The 14089-nt window shown below is 59.3% G+C and carries 14 protein-coding genes; 11 read left to right on the forward strand and 3 right to left on the reverse strand.

Translation table 11 applies throughout. The annotated features are described in order from the left end of the window. The first annotated feature begins 43 nt into the window (after window positions 1–43). Window positions 44–1180 (forward strand): acyl-CoA dehydrogenase family protein, encoded by a 1137-nt coding sequence (locus C8K58_RS14650; protein WP_027604845.1) that lies wholly within the window; start codon window positions 44–46, stop codon window positions 1178–1180. 60 nt (window positions 1181–1240) lie between these two features. Here the strand turns inward: C8K58_RS14650 and C8K58_RS14655 are convergent, their stop codons facing one another. After that, window positions 1241–2281, reverse strand: coding sequence for an NADP(H)-dependent aldo-keto reductase (locus C8K58_RS14655; protein WP_027604844.1), 1041 nt, complete (start codon window positions 2279–2281; stop codon window positions 1241–1243). A gap of 248 nt (window positions 2282–2529) precedes the next feature. On the opposite strand from C8K58_RS14655, the gene rplM reads away from it, so the two are divergent. The 7 genes from rplM to C8K58_RS14690 all read left to right on the forward strand — a co-directional run bounded on the left by rplM (window position 2530) and on the right by C8K58_RS14690 (window position 7418). Then, window positions 2530–2958 carry a 50S ribosomal protein L13 gene (gene rplM, locus C8K58_RS14660; protein WP_003171742.1) on the forward strand — a complete coding sequence of 143 codons (429 nt, stop codon included), beginning with the start codon at window positions 2530–2532 and terminating at the stop codon, window positions 2956–2958. A gap of 14 nt (window positions 2959–2972) precedes the next feature. Then, a complete protein-coding gene (rpsI, locus tag C8K58_RS14665) occupies window positions 2973–3365 on the forward strand; it encodes a 30S ribosomal protein S9 (protein ID WP_003171743.1) in 393 nt (130 codons plus the stop codon). 266 nt (window positions 3366–3631) lie between these two features. Next, complete coding sequence (gene petA / locus C8K58_RS14670) at window positions 3632–4225, forward strand: ubiquinol-cytochrome c reductase iron-sulfur subunit (RefSeq protein WP_027604843.1); 594 nt, start codon at window positions 3632–3634, stop codon at window positions 4223–4225. Beyond that, the gene (locus C8K58_RS14675; protein WP_003171746.1) at window positions 4225–5436 is read left to right on the forward strand and encodes a cytochrome bc complex cytochrome b subunit; all 1212 of its coding nucleotides are present in this window, start codon (window positions 4225–4227) and stop codon (window positions 5434–5436) included. Before petA ends, C8K58_RS14675 begins: the two co-directional genes overlap by 1 nt. Beyond that, the gene (locus C8K58_RS14680; protein WP_027604842.1) at window positions 5436–6215 is read left to right on the forward strand and encodes a cytochrome c1; all 780 of its coding nucleotides are present in this window, start codon (window positions 5436–5438) and stop codon (window positions 6213–6215) included. Before C8K58_RS14675 ends, C8K58_RS14680 begins: the two co-directional genes overlap by 1 nt. 148 nt (window positions 6216–6363) lie before the next feature. Beyond that, the gene (locus tag C8K58_RS14685; protein WP_027604841.1) at window positions 6364–6981 is read left to right on the forward strand and encodes a glutathione S-transferase N-terminal domain-containing protein; all 618 of its coding nucleotides are present in this window, start codon (window positions 6364–6366) and stop codon (window positions 6979–6981) included. Between the two features lie 17 nt (window positions 6982–6998). Then, the gene (locus C8K58_RS14690; protein ID WP_027604840.1) at window positions 6999–7418 is read left to right on the forward strand and encodes a ClpXP protease specificity-enhancing factor; all 420 of its coding nucleotides are present in this window, start codon (window positions 6999–7001) and stop codon (window positions 7416–7418) included. A 61-nt stretch (window positions 7419–7479) separates the two neighbouring features. On the opposite strand, the gene C8K58_RS14695 is transcribed toward C8K58_RS14690, so the two are convergent. Beyond that, entirely contained in the window at window positions 7480–9069 is a 1590-nt protein-coding gene (locus tag C8K58_RS14695) for a glucan 1,4-alpha-maltotetraohydrolase domain-containing protein (RefSeq protein ID WP_098480376.1), read from the reverse strand. Window positions 9070–9347: 278 nt separating this feature from the next. On the opposite strand from C8K58_RS14695, the gene C8K58_RS14700 reads away from it, so the two are divergent. Continuing rightward, window positions 9348–10094 carry a FadR/GntR family transcriptional regulator gene (locus tag C8K58_RS14700; protein WP_027604839.1) on the forward strand — a complete coding sequence of 249 codons (747 nt, stop codon included), beginning with the start codon at window positions 9348–9350 and terminating at the stop codon, window positions 10092–10094. Between the two features lie 185 nt (window positions 10095–10279). Here C8K58_RS14700 and C8K58_RS14705 read toward each other — a convergent pair whose 3' ends face one another. Continuing rightward, window positions 10280–11434 carry a phospholipase gene (locus tag C8K58_RS14705; protein ID WP_108573885.1) on the reverse strand — a complete coding sequence of 385 codons (1155 nt, stop codon included), beginning with the start codon at window positions 11432–11434 and terminating at the stop codon, window positions 10280–10282. A 242-nt stretch (window positions 11435–11676) separates the two neighbouring features. Here C8K58_RS14705 and kdgD point away from each other — a divergent pair, with 242 nt between their 5' ends. Further along, window positions 11677–12588 (forward strand): 5-dehydro-4-deoxyglucarate dehydratase, encoded by a 912-nt coding sequence (gene kdgD / locus C8K58_RS14710; RefSeq protein ID WP_027604837.1) that lies wholly within the window; start codon window positions 11677–11679, stop codon window positions 12586–12588. 54 nt (window positions 12589–12642) lie between these two features. Further along, window positions 12643–14088 (forward strand): aldehyde dehydrogenase family protein, encoded by a 1446-nt coding sequence (locus tag C8K58_RS14715; protein WP_027604836.1) that lies wholly within the window; start codon window positions 12643–12645, stop codon window positions 14086–14088. The last annotated feature ends 1 nt before the right edge of the window (window position 14089 follow it).

A 14089-nucleotide genomic window follows, 5' to 3' on the forward strand; every position in this document is an offset into this window, starting at 1 on the left:
CTCTGTGGGTTCCTCCTTGTCCGACAATCCACGCAGGTGACCCATGATTCCGAGAACCTTGTTCAGCCCGGAGCACGAACTCTTCCGCCAGAGCGTGCGCACCTTTCTTGAAAAAGACGCTGCACCGTTTCACGGGCAATGGGAGAAGCAGGGCTACATCGACCGTAACCTGTGGAACAAGGCGGGGGAGGCGGGGATGTTGTGTTCCCATCTGCCGGAGGAGTACGGCGGGCTGGGCGCGGACTTTCTCTACAGCGCGGTAGTGATCGAAGAGATCAGTCGCCTGGGCCTGACTGGCATCGGCTTTTCCCTGCATTCGGACATTGTCGCGCCCTACATCCTGCATTACGGCAGTGAAGCGCTGAAGCACAAGTACCTGCCCAAGTTGATCTCTGGCGAGACAGTCACGGCCATCGCCATGACCGAGCCGGGTGCCGGGTCCGACTTGCAAGGGGTCAAGACCACCGCCGTGCTGGACGGTGATGAGTACGTGATCAATGGCTCCAAGACCTTTATCACCAACGGGTTCCTGGCTGAGCTGGTGATCGTGGTCGCCAAGACCGATCCCAAGGCCGGTGCCAAGGGCACCAGCCTGTTTCTGGTGGAGGCTGATACGCCCGGCTTCGCCAAGGGCAAGCGCCTGGAGAAGGTCGGCATGAAGGCCCAGGACACCTCGGAGCTGTTCTTCCAGGACGTGCGGGTGCCCAAGGAAAACCTGCTGGGCCAGGCCGGCATGGGCTTCGCCTACCTGATGCAGGAATTGCCCCAGGAGCGTCTGACTGTCGCGATTGGCGCGCTGTCGTCTGCCGAGGCGGCGTTGCAGTGGACCCTGGAATACACCCGTGAGCGCAAGGCGTTCGGCAAGGCGATTGCCGACTTCCAGAACACCCGTTTCAAGCTGGCGGAGATGGCCACGGAGATTCAGATCGGCCGCGTATTCGTCGACAAATGCATGGCGCTGCACCTGGAAGGCAAGCTGGATGTGCCCACTGCCGCGATGGCCAAGTACTGGGCCACGGACCTGCAATGCAAGGTGCTGGATGAGTGCGTGCAGTTGCACGGCGGCTACGGCTTCATGTGGGAATACCCGATTGCGCGGGCGTGGGCGGATGCGCGGGTGCAGCGGATTTATGCGGGGACCAACGAGATCATGAAGGAGATCATTGCGCGGGCGCTTTGATTTTTGCTGGTCTTGAGTGCGTCATCGGGGGCAAGCCCCCGATAGCGGTCTACAGATCAATCAAGGCGCCGGATTCGGATGATCCTTCTGAATCGCCTCAATCCCTTCCAGCACCTCTTTCGACAGTTTCAGATCAGCACTGGCGATGTTGCTGTCCAGTTGCTCCAGGTTCGTGGCGCCAATAATGTTGCTGGTCACGAACGGTTGTTGGGTCACAAACGCCAACGCCATCTGCGCCGGATCCAGGCCATGCTCCCGCGCCAGTGCCACGTAACGGCTGCACGCCGCCTCCGACTGCGGGTTGAAGTAGCGGCTGAAACGGCTGTACTCGGTCAGGCGCGCCTTGGCCGGGCGTGCGCCACCTTCGTACTTGCCGCTGAGCATGCCGAACGCCAGGGGCGAGTAAGCCAGCAGGCCGCATTGCTCACGGATGGCCACTTCGGCCAGGCCCACTTCAAAGCTGCGGTTGAGCAGGTTGTAGGGGTTCTGGATCGATACCGCGCGGGGCCAGCCACGGGCTTCGGCCAGGGCCAGGAATTTCATGGTGCCCCACGGGGTTTCATTGGACAGGCCGATATGGCGGATCTTGCCGGCCTTGACCTGCTCGTCCAGGGCTTCGAGGGTTTCCTCCAGCGGGGTCAGGTCGTCTTCGTCCTTGTGCTTGTAGCTCAGTTGGCCGAAGAAGTTGGTGCTGCGCTCCGGCCAGTGCAACTGGTAGAGGTCGATCCAGTCGGTTTGCAGGCGCTTGAGGCTGGCGTCCAGTGCCTCGACGATGTGCTTGCGGTTGTGGCGCAGGTGGCCGTCGCGGATGTAGTCGATGGTGTTGCCGGGGCCGGCGATCTTGCTGGCGAGGATCCAGTCGCCACGGTCGCCGCGGCTTTTGAAGTAATTACCGATGTAACGCTCGGTGGTGGCATAGGTGTCGGCCTTGGGCGGCACCGGGTACATTTCTGCGGTGTCGAGGAAGTTGATCCCCGCCGCCTTGGCCCGTTCGATCTGCGCGAAGGCCTCTGCCTCGCTGTTCTGCTCGCCCCAGGTCATGGTGCCCAGGGCTATCGCGCTCACGTTCAGATCCGTTCGGCCCAGCTGTCGATAATCCATCGGGTACTCCTTCAGGGAAAACAATCATAAAAGCAGGTTGAATTTTTTTTCGCAATCTGCATAATTGCCCACCTCTTTCTGCAGTGGAAGTGATGCGCCGCCTGCCGAAGAATCTTGCCGTTGAACGGACGCGCCGACCCGAGCCCCCGATAGCGTCTGTATCCGGCTGCCTTTGACTTGTCAAAGTAAGCACTATTCAGTAAGATCCGCCGTCTAATTTACAGGGCGGCCCCTGAGGCTATTAAAGAATGACAACTTTTACTGCAAAACCGGAAACAGTTCAGCGCGACTGGTTTGTCGTCGACGCCGCTGGTCAGACCCTGGGTCGTCTGGCCACTGAAGTCGCCAGCCGTCTGCGTGGCAAGCACAAGCCTGAGTACACCCCTCACGTTGACACCGGTGACTACATCGTGATCATCAACGCTGAGCAGGTACGTGTTACCGGCAACAAAGCGCAAGACAAAATGTACTACCGTCACTCCGGTTTCCCAGGCGGTATCAAGTCTTCCAACTTTGAAGGCCTGATCTCCAAGAAGCCTGAAGCCCCGATCGAAATCGCGGTCAAAGGCATGCTGCCGAAGGGCCCACTGGGTCGCGATATGTTTCGCAAGCTGAAAGTCTATGCGGGCGCTGTACACCCTCATGCTGCTCAGCAGCCCCAAGAACTGAAGTTTTAACGGAATAGTTCATTATGTCGGCGACTCAAAATTACGGCACTGGCCGTCGCAAAACCGCAACCGCACGCGTTTTCCTGCGTCCGGGCACTGGTAACATCTCGATCAACAACCGCACTCTGGATAACTTCTTCGGTCGCGAAACTGCCCGCATGGTAGTTCGTCAGCCGCTGGAATTGACCGAGACTGTTGAAAAGTTCGACATCTACGTCACCGTTATCGGTGGCGGTGTAAGTGGTCAAGCTGGCGCAATCCGCCACGGTATCACTCGCGCTCTGATGCAGTACGACGAAACCCTGCGTGGCGCTCTGCGCAAAGCTGGCTTCGTGACTCGTGATGCCCGTGAAGTTGAACGTAAGAAAGTCGGTCTGCGTAAAGCGCGTAAGCGTCCGCAGTACTCGAAGCGTTAATTCGCTTTACGTTCCACAAAAACGCCCAGCCTCCTTACGGAGCTGGGCGTTTTTTATTGCCTGCGATTTATGCACATTTTTCACCGTGACAACTTGCCACATCCGTAGACCCCCTATACTACAAGGCCTGGAGGCGGAGCCCCGGGCAATTCCCTTGTCAGACGTGGGGCTTTTCATTACCATTCGGCAAAATTTTTATAAGTTCAGATTTAATACTTAGTAGACGCCTGATTTAACAGGCCAAAAAGCTGATGGGAGAGGACTGAATGAGCAATGACGGCGTGAATGCAGGCCGGCGTCGCTTCTTGGTAGCAGCCACATCCGTGGTGGGTGCTGCAGGAGCGGTGGGGGCTGCGGTCCCGTTCGTGGGGTCATGGTTTCCCAGTGCCAAGGCGAAAGCCGCAGGTGCACCGGTGAAGGTGAATATCAGCAAGATCGAACCAGGCCAGCAGATGATTGCTGAGTGGCGCGGCCAGCCGGTATTCATTGTTCGTCGTACGGAGGAAATCCTGGGAAATCTGAAAAAGATCGAAGGCCAGTTGTCTGACCCCAAATCTGAGAAATCCGACCAACCCGCCTACGCCAAAAACGAAGCACGTTCGATCAAGCCAGAGATTCTGCTGCTGGTCGGCCTGTGTACCCACTTGGGATGCTCACCCACTTTCCGCCCGGAAGTTGCCCCAGTCGATCTGGGGAAAGACTGGGTCGGTGGTTATTTCTGCCCCTGCCACGGCTCCCACTACGATCTGGCGGGTCGCGTCTACAAGTCCCAGCCCGCTCCCTTGAACCTGCCCGTGCCTCCGCATACCTACGAAACTGACGACCTCATTGTCATTGGCCTCGATAAGGAGAACGCGTGATGAGCAAGTTCATGGATTGGGTCGATGCACGCTTCCCCGCTACTAAAATGTGGGAAGACCATCTCAGCAAGTATTACGCCCCGAAGAACTTCAACTTCTTCTACTTCTTTGGCTCCCTGGCACTGCTGGTGCTGGTCAACCAGATCGTCACCGGTGTCTGGCTGACGATGAGCTACACCCCGTCGGCGGAGGAGGCGTTTGCTTCCGTCGAATACATCATGCGTGACGTCGAGTACGGCTCGATCCTGCGTCTGCTGCACTCCACCGGCGCTTCAGCGTTCTTTATCGTGGTCTACCTGCACATGTTCCGTGGTTTGCTCTACGGTTCGTACCAGAAGCCCCGCGAGCTGGTGTGGGTGTTCGGCATGCTGATCTACCTGGCGCTGATGGCAGAAGCCTTCATGGGCTACCTGCTGCCATGGGGCCAGATGTCGTACTGGGGCGCCCAGGTGATCATCTCGCTGTTCGGTGCGATCCCGGTCATCGGCAACGACCTGACCCAGTGGATCCGCGGTGACTACCTGATCTCCGGTATCACCCTGAACCGCTTCTTCGCCCTGCATGTCGTGGCGCTGCCCATCGTGATCCTGGGCCTTGTGGTGCTGCACATCCTGGCGCTGCACGAAGTGGGTTCCAACAACCCGGATGGCGTGGACATCAAGAAGCACAAGGACGAGAACGGCATCCCGCTGGATGGCATCCCGTTCCACCCGTACTACACCGTGAAAGACATTGTCGGCGTGGTCGTGTTCCTCTTCGTGTTCTGCTCGATCGTGTTCTTTTTCCCGGAGATGGGTGGTTATTTCCTCGAGAAGCCTAACTTCGAACAGGCGAACGCCTTCAAGACACCTGAGCACATTGCCCCGGTCTGGTACTTCACGCCGTTCTACGCGATCTTGCGGGCGATCCCCGACAAACTCATGGGCGTCATCGCCATGGGCGCGGCCATTGCGGTGCTGTTCGTGTTGCCGTGGCTCGACCGAAGCCCGGTCAAGTCCATGCGCTACAAAGGCTGGCTGAGCAAAATCTGGCTGTGGGTGTTCTGCATTGCATTCGTGATTCTGGGCGTGTTGGGCGTATTGGCGCCGACCCCGGAGCGTACGCTGCTGTCGCAGGTCTGCACCTTCCTGTACTTCGCCTACTTCATTCTGATGCCGTTCTACACCCGGCTCGAGAAGACCAAACCGGTTCCGGAAAGGGTGACTGGCTGATGAAAAAATTATTCGTTGCATTGATGCTTGCGGCGCTGCCGCTACTGTCCTTCGCTGCCGAGCACGGCGGCCCGGAACTGGAAAAAGTCGATATCGACGTGTCTGACAAGGCGGCTATGCAAGACGGCGCGCGTACGTTCGCCAACTACTGCATGGGCTGCCACAGCGCCAAGTTCCAGCGTTACGAGCGGGTGGCCGATGACCTCGGTATCCCCCATGAAATGATGCTGGAGAAGCTGGTGTTCACCGGTGCCAAGATCGGCGACCACATGAATATCGGCATGAAGCCTGCCGACGCCAAGACCTGGTTCGGTGCAGCACCGCCTGACCTGACTCTGGTGGCACGTGTACGCGGCACCGACTGGCTCTACGGCTACCTGAAATCCTTCTACGAGGACCCGGCGCGCCCTTATGGCGTGAACAACCGTGTGTTCCCGAACGTCGGCATGCCTAACGTTCTGGTCGGCCTGCAAGGCAAGCAAGTGGTAGGATGCAAGCAGGTTCAGGTCGTCGAAGACGGCAAGAAGCAATATGATCCGTTGACCGGTACGCCTTTGACCCATGAAGCGTGCGATCAACTGAAGATAGAAACCCCTGGTTCGTTGACTGACGAGCAGTTTGACGAGAAGGTCAAGAATCTGGTGACCTTCCTGGCCTATTCGGCCAACCCGGTCAAACTGCAACACCAGCGCATCGGGACGTATGTCTTGCTGTACCTGGCTTTCTTCTTCGTATTCGCTTATCTGCTTAAACGCGAATACTGGAAGGATGTGCATTGATCCAACCGTAAGCAATTGCTGTTAATCTTGCGCGCCCAGCGGCATCTCTAACCCGTAGCGACCTGGACTTTCCAGAGGCTGCAGAGATGCTTTCTGGGCGCGCTCGTTTTTGAGCTTTCCATAATTTCAACAAGCGAGGAGGACCGCCATGGGCGTGACCAATCGGTTGGCCTGTTACTCCGACCCCGCCGACCACTATTCCCACCGAGTACGCATCGTACTCGCAGAGAAGGGTGTCAGCGCCGAGATCATCAGTGTGGAGGTGGGTCGTCATCCGCCGAAACTGATCGAAGTGAACCCTTACGGCAGCTTGCCCACCCTGGTCGATCGTGACCTGGCGTTGTGGGAGTCAACCGTGGTGATGGAATATCTGGATGAGCGTTACCCGCATCCGCCTTTGCTGCCGGTGTATCCGGTGGCCCGTGCCAACAGCCGCCTGCTGATCCATCGGATCCAGCGAGATTGGTGCGGGCTGGTGGATTTGATCCTGGATACCCGCAGCAAAGAAGCCGCTCGGGTGCAGGCGCGCAAGGAATTGCGCGAGAGCCTGACCGGTGTTTCGCCGTTGTTCGCCGATAAACCTTTTTTCCTCAGCGAGGAACAAAGCTTGGTGGATTGCTGCCTATTACCCATACTCTGGCGCTTGCCGATTCTGGGCATTGAACTGCCACGGCCGGCCAAGCCGTTGCTTGATTACATGGAGCGCCAGTTTGCGCGTGAGGCTTTCCAGGCAAGTCTGTCTGGTGTCGAACGCGATATGCGCTAAGGCTTAAGGAGCCGTTGATGAACTCCAGTCGACCTTACCTGGTCCGCGCGCTCTATGAGTGGATTGTGGATAACGATTGCACCCCGCACATGCTGGTCAATTCCGAATTTCCTGCGGTTCAGGTACCGCAGGGTTTTGCCAGTGACGGGCAGATTGTGTTGAACGTATCACCCAGCGCCGTGCGCCACCTGCACATGGACAATGAAGCGGTCAGCTTCGAAGGGCGCTTCGGTGGTGTGCCGCATACGCTGTTCGTGCCGATTGGCGCTATCCTCGGCATCTATGCCCGGGAGAACGGCCAAGGCATGGTGTTCGATCTGGAGTCGCCTTTCGAGGACGACGAAGTGATTGAAGAGGAAGATGGCGATGATGTGCCGCCACCGGATACCGAGCCACCGCGTCCAAGCGGTCGGCCGAGCCTGAAAGTGGTGAAGTAAAGTGCGTAAGTCTTCGGGCCTGCGTTAAAAAATGCCTCGGCTCTGCCGGGGCATTTTTTTGTCAAAAACTCCCCGCTGTTTCGCTGGCGGCTCCCGTGGTGAACTGATTGTCGACGCCGCCTTGCCAGTAGACCTCGTTGACATTGCTCAGGCTGCGGATCAGGCATTTCCATTTGATGTGTTGCTGTGTGGGCCACACGACAGTGCCGCTCCAGCGATTGGATGCGCCGGATTGCAGTGCGATAGCGTGGGCCGGGTCCCAGGCGCCGAGTTCGATAGGCGACCCCACTGCGTAGACTGCCTGGCCGAGCTCCGGCCTGGCGTTGTCGCAGTGCAGGGTGGTCGTGGTGTCGGAAGGTGCCGGGGCGGCCTGCCACGAGCGGATGCGCTGCCCGTCCGCAAACAGGGCAGGGCTGAAGCCGTCAGGCACCTTGGAGAGGTCGGAGTCCAAGGCGATCAGCAGGCGCTTGCGGCTGCCTTGGATGGCGGCCACCAATCCGGAATAGTGGGTCTGGAAACTGATGGGTGAATCGGCCCTGATGCCGGCGTCCTTGCGCAGGCTGATCAGCTCGCGGATCAGGTCGCCCCGGCCCCAGTCGTACATGTCGGGCCAATAAACAGTCGGCGTACCCGGGCTCAGCAGGATATAGGCATAGGCGATATTGCGTTGCGGGTCGGCAAGGGGCCAATGATGCTGCCCGCCGTATTGCCCTGGCGAATAACCGGTGTCGTGGTTGTCGACAAAGGTCACCGCGACCTGCCGCCATGCCGGTTCGGGATTGCCATTCAAGCCATGACGCCACTCGGCCAAGCTGCCATTTTGCATGCGCTCCTTGAGGGCAAAATCGAACACGCTGCAGTGGGACCGATCCGACCAGTCCTTCAACGCATCCTGCCAACTGGCCTGGCTGCGCCAGTCGTTCGCCGGATACTCGCCGGGGCCTTTCCACAACTCGCCGACGCAGAACGCTTGGTCACCCAAGTTTTTCATCCACACATCGACCCGCTCCGGCGCGTAGCCGCGCACAAAATCGAAGCGCAAGCCTTTGGCGCTGTAGTTGTCCCGCAGGTTCCTGAATTCCTGCATGAAGCGCTGCGAGACTTCCGAGTTGCTTGTGTTGAGGTCGGCCGAACCGCTCATGAACGCATCGCCCTCATCACAGGCGACGGGGGCGGTGCAGTCATCGCGCCACAGCTTGAGCCCCCTGGGAAAGCGTATCTGTTTACTTGGCAGCTTGTCGTTCATATGGTTGGGCACCACGTCGTATATCGCTTGCACGCCGGCACCTGCCAGGGCGGCGACCGCCTGTTTGAGCTGGCTGTCGCTGCCGTACTGGCTGTTCTTGTCGAAGTCGCTCCAGAAGTAGCCTTCACCGCCGCCCGACGTTCCCGACGTCGCGTCGCTCCAACTGGATTGATCGCTCCAGGCGGGCGGCAGCCAGACTTTGGTGAAGCCGTCCTGGCCGATAGTGGGGGCCATTTGTGCCAGCACCTCATACCATTTCTGCGGGGCATTGCGGCTGGAGTTCCAGTGGAAACCCTGCAGCAGGATGTCTTCTCCACCGCCATTGCGCACGCTCGGCGGTGCAGCGTGGACGGCGCATGCCAGCAGCCAGACAATCGTTGTGCAATACCAGCCTGTGCGTTTCATCACCCGGCACCTGTTTGCTGGAACAGGCTTTACTCTGCTACGGGGATGGAAAACCGTCTGCTGTCATAATTGCCAGGTGCGCGAGAACGTTTGGCACTAAGACCCAGGCGTGAAGTAGCCACGCGTTATGTTCGAATTTGAACCCCCTTTTCACGGGAGCCCTATACAGCCGGAGCTGAAAGCTGCCCGCTTGTACATGAAAGTGCGGTACAAACGGTGATCGTACAACCGCCATGGGCTATGATGCTGTTTTAGTCCGCCGAGATAGATGATTCCACATGGAAAACGCCAGCACCGCCCCTCGTCTTCCCCGCAAGCGCCGCAGCCTTGCCCAGGAATTGGTCACGGTGCTGTCCGAGCAGATCCGTGATGGTCAACTCAAACGTGGCGACAAGCTGCCCACCGAATCGGCGATCATGGACGCCCATGGCGTCAGCCGCACCGTGGTCCGCGAGGCCATCTCCCGCTTGCAGGCGGCGGGGCAGGTGGAAACCCGTCATGGTATCGGCACCTTTGTGCTCGACACGCCGAGCCCGAGCGGCTTTCGCATCGATCCGGCTACGGTAGTCACTTTGCGTGACGTGCTGGCGATTCTCGAACTGCGTATCAGCCTGGAAGTGGAATCCGCCGGGCTGGCCGCACTGCGCCGTAGCGATGAACAGCTGGCCGCCATGCGCGCGGCCCTCGATGCCCTGAATGAAAGCGCGGCGCACGCCGGTGATGCGGTGGCCTCGGACTTCGCGTTCCACCTGGAAATTGCGTTGTCCACCGGCAACCGCTACTTCACCGACATCATGACCCACCTGGGCACCAGCATCATCCCGCGTACGCGCCTGAACTCGGCACGCCTGGCTCATGATGACCACCAGCACTACATGGGGCGCCTGAGCCGCGAACACGAAGAGATTTATGAGGCGATTGCCCGCCAGGATTCGGATGCGGCGCGGGCGGCGATGCGCTTGCACCTGACCAATAGCCGTGAGCGGCTGCGCCATGCCCATGAAGAGGCTGAAAGGGCAGGCTGATCGTCAGCAGGTGGCTCATGTGCTGTCCAGCGTTTTTCTATGACGTTTGCATTGATTGGATGTAGGACGCTAACGAGTCCAGTGTTCGCCTCAGGAGCCAATGCCTAAGCCCCTGAGGTGTGTTATCCGCCCTTGATGAACGGTACATAACTGTTAGAGCTCACAGTATCGACAGGCGGTACCGCTCAAGCCGGGGTATTCGGCTTGTAATCCTTAAGCAACAAATACGTACTCCACCCCCACCAATCATTGGTCCAGTGCTTGTCGTTGAGGTCATTCACGTCCTTGCGTCGCAGCACCTTGTCGCCCTCCATCTTGAACAATGGCGAGAAGTTATTCGCCGGGTTCTGCGCGGCATTCAGATCCGGCACATACAGCGGTGCCTTGAAGTTGGCCGGGGAGGGCGCAACGCCACTGATGAAGGTTTCGAAGATCTCATCAGCGGATGCCTGAACGGCGCGTTTGACCTGTACCCGATTGGCTGCGTCGAGACTGTCGAAATAGCGTTTGTCGCCATAGGCATGCCACTCGTCACCCATGGCATTGCGCACCTTGAGCCCGAACTTGCTGTCTTCATCGTGCATGAAGCGGCTGATCAGCGAGCCCAGTTCGCCCGGAGTGACGACCGCCGCCAGCTGTTTGCGCGGCACGCGCAGGTGGCCGGCAGAAAATAGATCGGTCAAGAAGTGATCGGCAAAGCCGTTCATGGCGTAGGCCAGCTCCAATGCCTGATCGGTACCGGTCTGGTGGGCCACCACGGCCTGTTGCAAGGCGGCTGCATGCCCCGCCAGATAGGCCGCCAGCGCCCATTCGCCGAAGTGGTCGGCGTTGTCCGCCGCCAGTTTCAGGTAACGCCCCAGTGGGATCAGTGCCGACACCGCGCTGCCGCCACCGGTGATGCGGTTCCATTCCTCGGACAACGTATCACCCAGAGCATCATAGGCTTCATGGGCTTGCTTGCCGTCCTTGATCGCCTGGTTGACCGCGTTGATCTCTTTTTGCATCACCGCCAGGATCTTCGGCGCTTCGTCCCGCGAGGCCGGCAGCACGGCCAGTGAGTTGAACGCGGCGCTGAAACGCTGCATACGATCGGCAGGTGAGGTGCCTTCGTTGATGGGCTGGCCGGGGATGCCATAAAAATCACCGCCCAGGGCGATCACTTGGCCGTAGGTGAGTGCCAGCCCGTTGGGCAGGTGCAGTTCGACTTGCCGCGCGGGGATTGCCGGGGCGTCCTTGCTGAAGCGCAACAGCGTATCGTCGCCGATGGCGGTGTGTTCACCGCCTTCGAAGCGCAGGGTAGGCGGTTTTTTTGCGGGTGCTGCGAGTTCAGGACCTGACATGTTAGCTCCTTGCTATGTCGTAGGAATCTTCCTTGAATGCTGTATGTATATACAGCAATGCAGAGCATAGAGGAATAATTTCCTACGTCAAGAACAGCGCTGCCCAAGCCTTTCAACGCCCTCAAGTGCACAACGCCGATGAATTGCAGTTGACGAAATTATTTATAGTTGTACGATGACGTACGACATCAACAAAACCAACAACCTTTCAATAGAAAGTCTTCGCCCAGGGTGTTCGAATAATGAATCCACAAGAACTGAAGTCCATCCTCTCCCACGGTCTGCTGTCTTTCCCGGTGACCGATTTCAATGCCCAGGGTGACTTCCACCAGGCGGGCTACATCAAGCGCCTGGAATGGCTGGCCCCTTACGGCGCCACTGCTTTGTTCGCAGCGGGCGGCACTGGTGAGTTTTTCTCCCTCGCCGCCAGCGAATATTCCCAAGTGATCAAGACCGCCGTGGATACCTGCGCCACCAGCGTGCCGATCCTCGCCGGTGTCGGTGGTTCGACCCGCCAGGCCATCGAGTACGCGCAAGAAGCCGAGCGCCTGGGCGCCAAAGGCCTGTTGCTGCTGCCGCACTACCTCACCGAAGCCAGCCAGGACGGGGTTGCCGCCCACGTTGAAGCGGTGTGCAAATCGGTCAAGATCGGCGTGGTGGTCTACAACCGCAACGTGTGCCGCCTGACCGCTCCGCTGCTGGAACGCCTGGCCGAGCGCTGCCCGAACCTGATCGGCTACAAGGATGGCCTGGGTGACATCGAGTTGATGGTGTCGATCCGCCGCCGTCTGGGTGATCGTTTCAGCTACCTCGGCGGCCTGCCGACCGCAGAGGTCTACGCCGCTGCCTACAAGGCCCTGGGCGTACCGGTGTACTCCTCGGCGGTGTTCAACTTCATCCCGAAGACCGCGATGGATTTCTACCACGCCATTGCCAAGGACGATCACGCCACCGTCGCCAAGATCATCGACGACTTCTTCCTGCCGTACCTGGACATCCGTAACCGCAAGGCCGGTTATGCCGTGAGCATCGTCAAGGCGGGTGCAAAAATCGTCGGCTATGACGCAGGCCCTGTGCGCACGCCGCTGACCGATCTGCTGCCGGAAGAATACGAAGCCCTGGCCGCGCTGATCGACAAGCAAGGTCCGCAATAAATTATCCACAAGGCCGCTGAGCAATCAGCGGCCTTTTGCGTCAGGAGAAGATTCGTGTCCCAAGTAAAGCGTTTTGAGAACTACATCAACGGTGAATGGGTTGCCGGCGCCGACTACTGCGTCAACCTCAACCCGTCGGAGTTGTCCGATGTCATTGGTGAATACGCCAAGGCCGACGTCACCCAGGTCAACGCCGCCATCGACGCCGCCCGCGCCGCATTCCCGGCCTGGTCCACTTCCGGGATCCAGGCTCGCCACGATGCCCTGGATAAAGTCGGCAGTGAAATCCTCGCCCGTCGCGAAGAACTCGGCACCCTGTTGGCCCGGGAAGAAGGCAAGACCCTGCCGGAAGCCATCGGCGAAGTGACCCGCGCCGGTAACATCTTCAAGTTCTTCGCCGGTGAATGCCTGCGGTTGTCCGGCGACTACGTGCCGTCGGTACGCCCGGGCGTCAATGTGGAAGTCACCCGTGAAGCCCTTGGCGTGGTCGGCCTGATCACCCCGTGGAACTTTCCGATCGCGATTCCCGCCTGGAAAATCGCCCCGGCCCTGGCCTACGGCAACTGCGTGGTGATCAAACCGGCTGAACTGGTACCGGGCTGCGCCTGGGCCCTGGCGGAGATCATCTCCCGCGCCGGTTTCCCTGCCGGCGTGTTCAACCTGGTAATGGGCAGCGGCCGTGTGGTGGGCGATGTGCTGGTCAACAGCCCGAAAGTCGACGGCATCAGCTTCACCGGTTCCGTCGGTGTGGGTCGCCAGATCGCTGTCAGCTGCGTATCGCGCCAAGCCAAAGTGCAGTTGGAAATGGGCGGCAAGAACCCGCAGATCATTCTCGACGACGCCGATCTCAAGCAGGCCGTCGAGCTGTCGGTACAGAGCGCGTTCTACTCCACCGGCCAGCGTTGCACGGCGTCCAGCCGCCTGATCGTCACCGCCGGTATCCACGACCAGTTCGTCGCGGCCATGGCCGAGCGCATGAAGTCGATCAAGGTCGGCCACGCGCTCAAAAGCGGCACCGACATCGGCCCGGTGGTTTCCCAGGCCCAACTGGACCAGGACATGAAGTACATCGACATCGGCCAAAGCGAAGGTGCGCGGCTGGTGAGCGGTGGCGGCCTGGTCACCTGCGACACCGAAGGCTACTACCTGGCGCCGACGCTGTTTGCCGACAGCGAAGCCGCCATGCGTATCAGCCGTGAAGAGATCTTCGGCCCGGTCGCCAACGTCGTGCGCGTGGCGGACTACGAGGCGGCACTGGCCATGGCCAACGACACCGAGTTCGGTTTGTCGGCGGGCATTGCCACCACGTCGTTGAAGTACGCCAACCACTTCAAGCGCCACTCCCAGGCGGGGATGGTGATGGTCAACCTGCCGACCGCAGGTGTGGATTACCACGTTCCATTCGGTGGCCGTAAAGGCTCGTCCTATGGCTCGCGGGAGCAAGGTCGCTATGCGCAGGAGTTCTACACCGTGGTGAAAACCAGCTACATCGGTTCGTAAT

Origin of the sequence: Pseudomonas sp. GV047 (assembly GCF_003058245.1) — a bacterium.
Taxonomy (GTDB): Bacteria; Pseudomonadota; Gammaproteobacteria; order Pseudomonadales; family Pseudomonadaceae; genus Aquipseudomonas; species Aquipseudomonas marginalis.

Excerpts from the sequence above, each read along its gene's own strand:
- kdgD (WP_027604837.1), top strand. The coding sequence starts at position 11,677 with ATGAATCCACAAGAACTGAAGTCCATCCTCTCCCACGGTCTGCTGTCT.
- rplM (WP_003171742.1), top strand. The coding sequence starts at position 2,530 with ATGACAACTTTTACTGCAAAACCGGAAACAGTTCAGCGCGACTGGTTT.
- C8K58_RS14690 (WP_027604840.1), top strand. The coding sequence starts at position 6,999 with ATGAACTCCAGTCGACCTTACCTGGTCCGCGCGCTCTATGAGTGGATT.
- C8K58_RS14650 (WP_027604845.1), top strand. The coding sequence starts at position 44 with ATGATTCCGAGAACCTTGTTCAGCCCGGAGCACGAACTCTTCCGCCAG.
- C8K58_RS14695 (WP_098480376.1), bottom strand. The coding sequence starts at position 9,069 with ATGAAACGCACAGGCTGGTATTGCACAACGATTGTCTGGCTGCTGGCA.
- C8K58_RS14705 (WP_108573885.1), bottom strand. The coding sequence starts at position 11,434 with ATGTCAGGTCCTGAACTCGCAGCACCCGCAAAAAAACCGCCTACCCTG.
- C8K58_RS14700 (WP_027604839.1), top strand. The coding sequence starts at position 9,348 with ATGGAAAACGCCAGCACCGCCCCTCGTCTTCCCCGCAAGCGCCGCAGC.
- rpsI (WP_003171743.1), top strand. The coding sequence starts at position 2,973 with ATGTCGGCGACTCAAAATTACGGCACTGGCCGTCGCAAAACCGCAACC.
- C8K58_RS14655 (WP_027604844.1), bottom strand. The coding sequence starts at position 2,281 with ATGGATTATCGACAGCTGGGCCGAACGGATCTGAACGTGAGCGCGATA.
- C8K58_RS14685 (WP_027604841.1), top strand. The coding sequence starts at position 6,364 with ATGGGCGTGACCAATCGGTTGGCCTGTTACTCCGACCCCGCCGACCAC.
- C8K58_RS14675 (WP_003171746.1), top strand. The coding sequence starts at position 4,225 with ATGAGCAAGTTCATGGATTGGGTCGATGCACGCTTCCCCGCTACTAAA.
- petA (WP_027604843.1), top strand. The coding sequence starts at position 3,632 with ATGAGCAATGACGGCGTGAATGCAGGCCGGCGTCGCTTCTTGGTAGCA.
- C8K58_RS14680 (WP_027604842.1), top strand. The coding sequence starts at position 5,436 with ATGAAAAAATTATTCGTTGCATTGATGCTTGCGGCGCTGCCGCTACTG.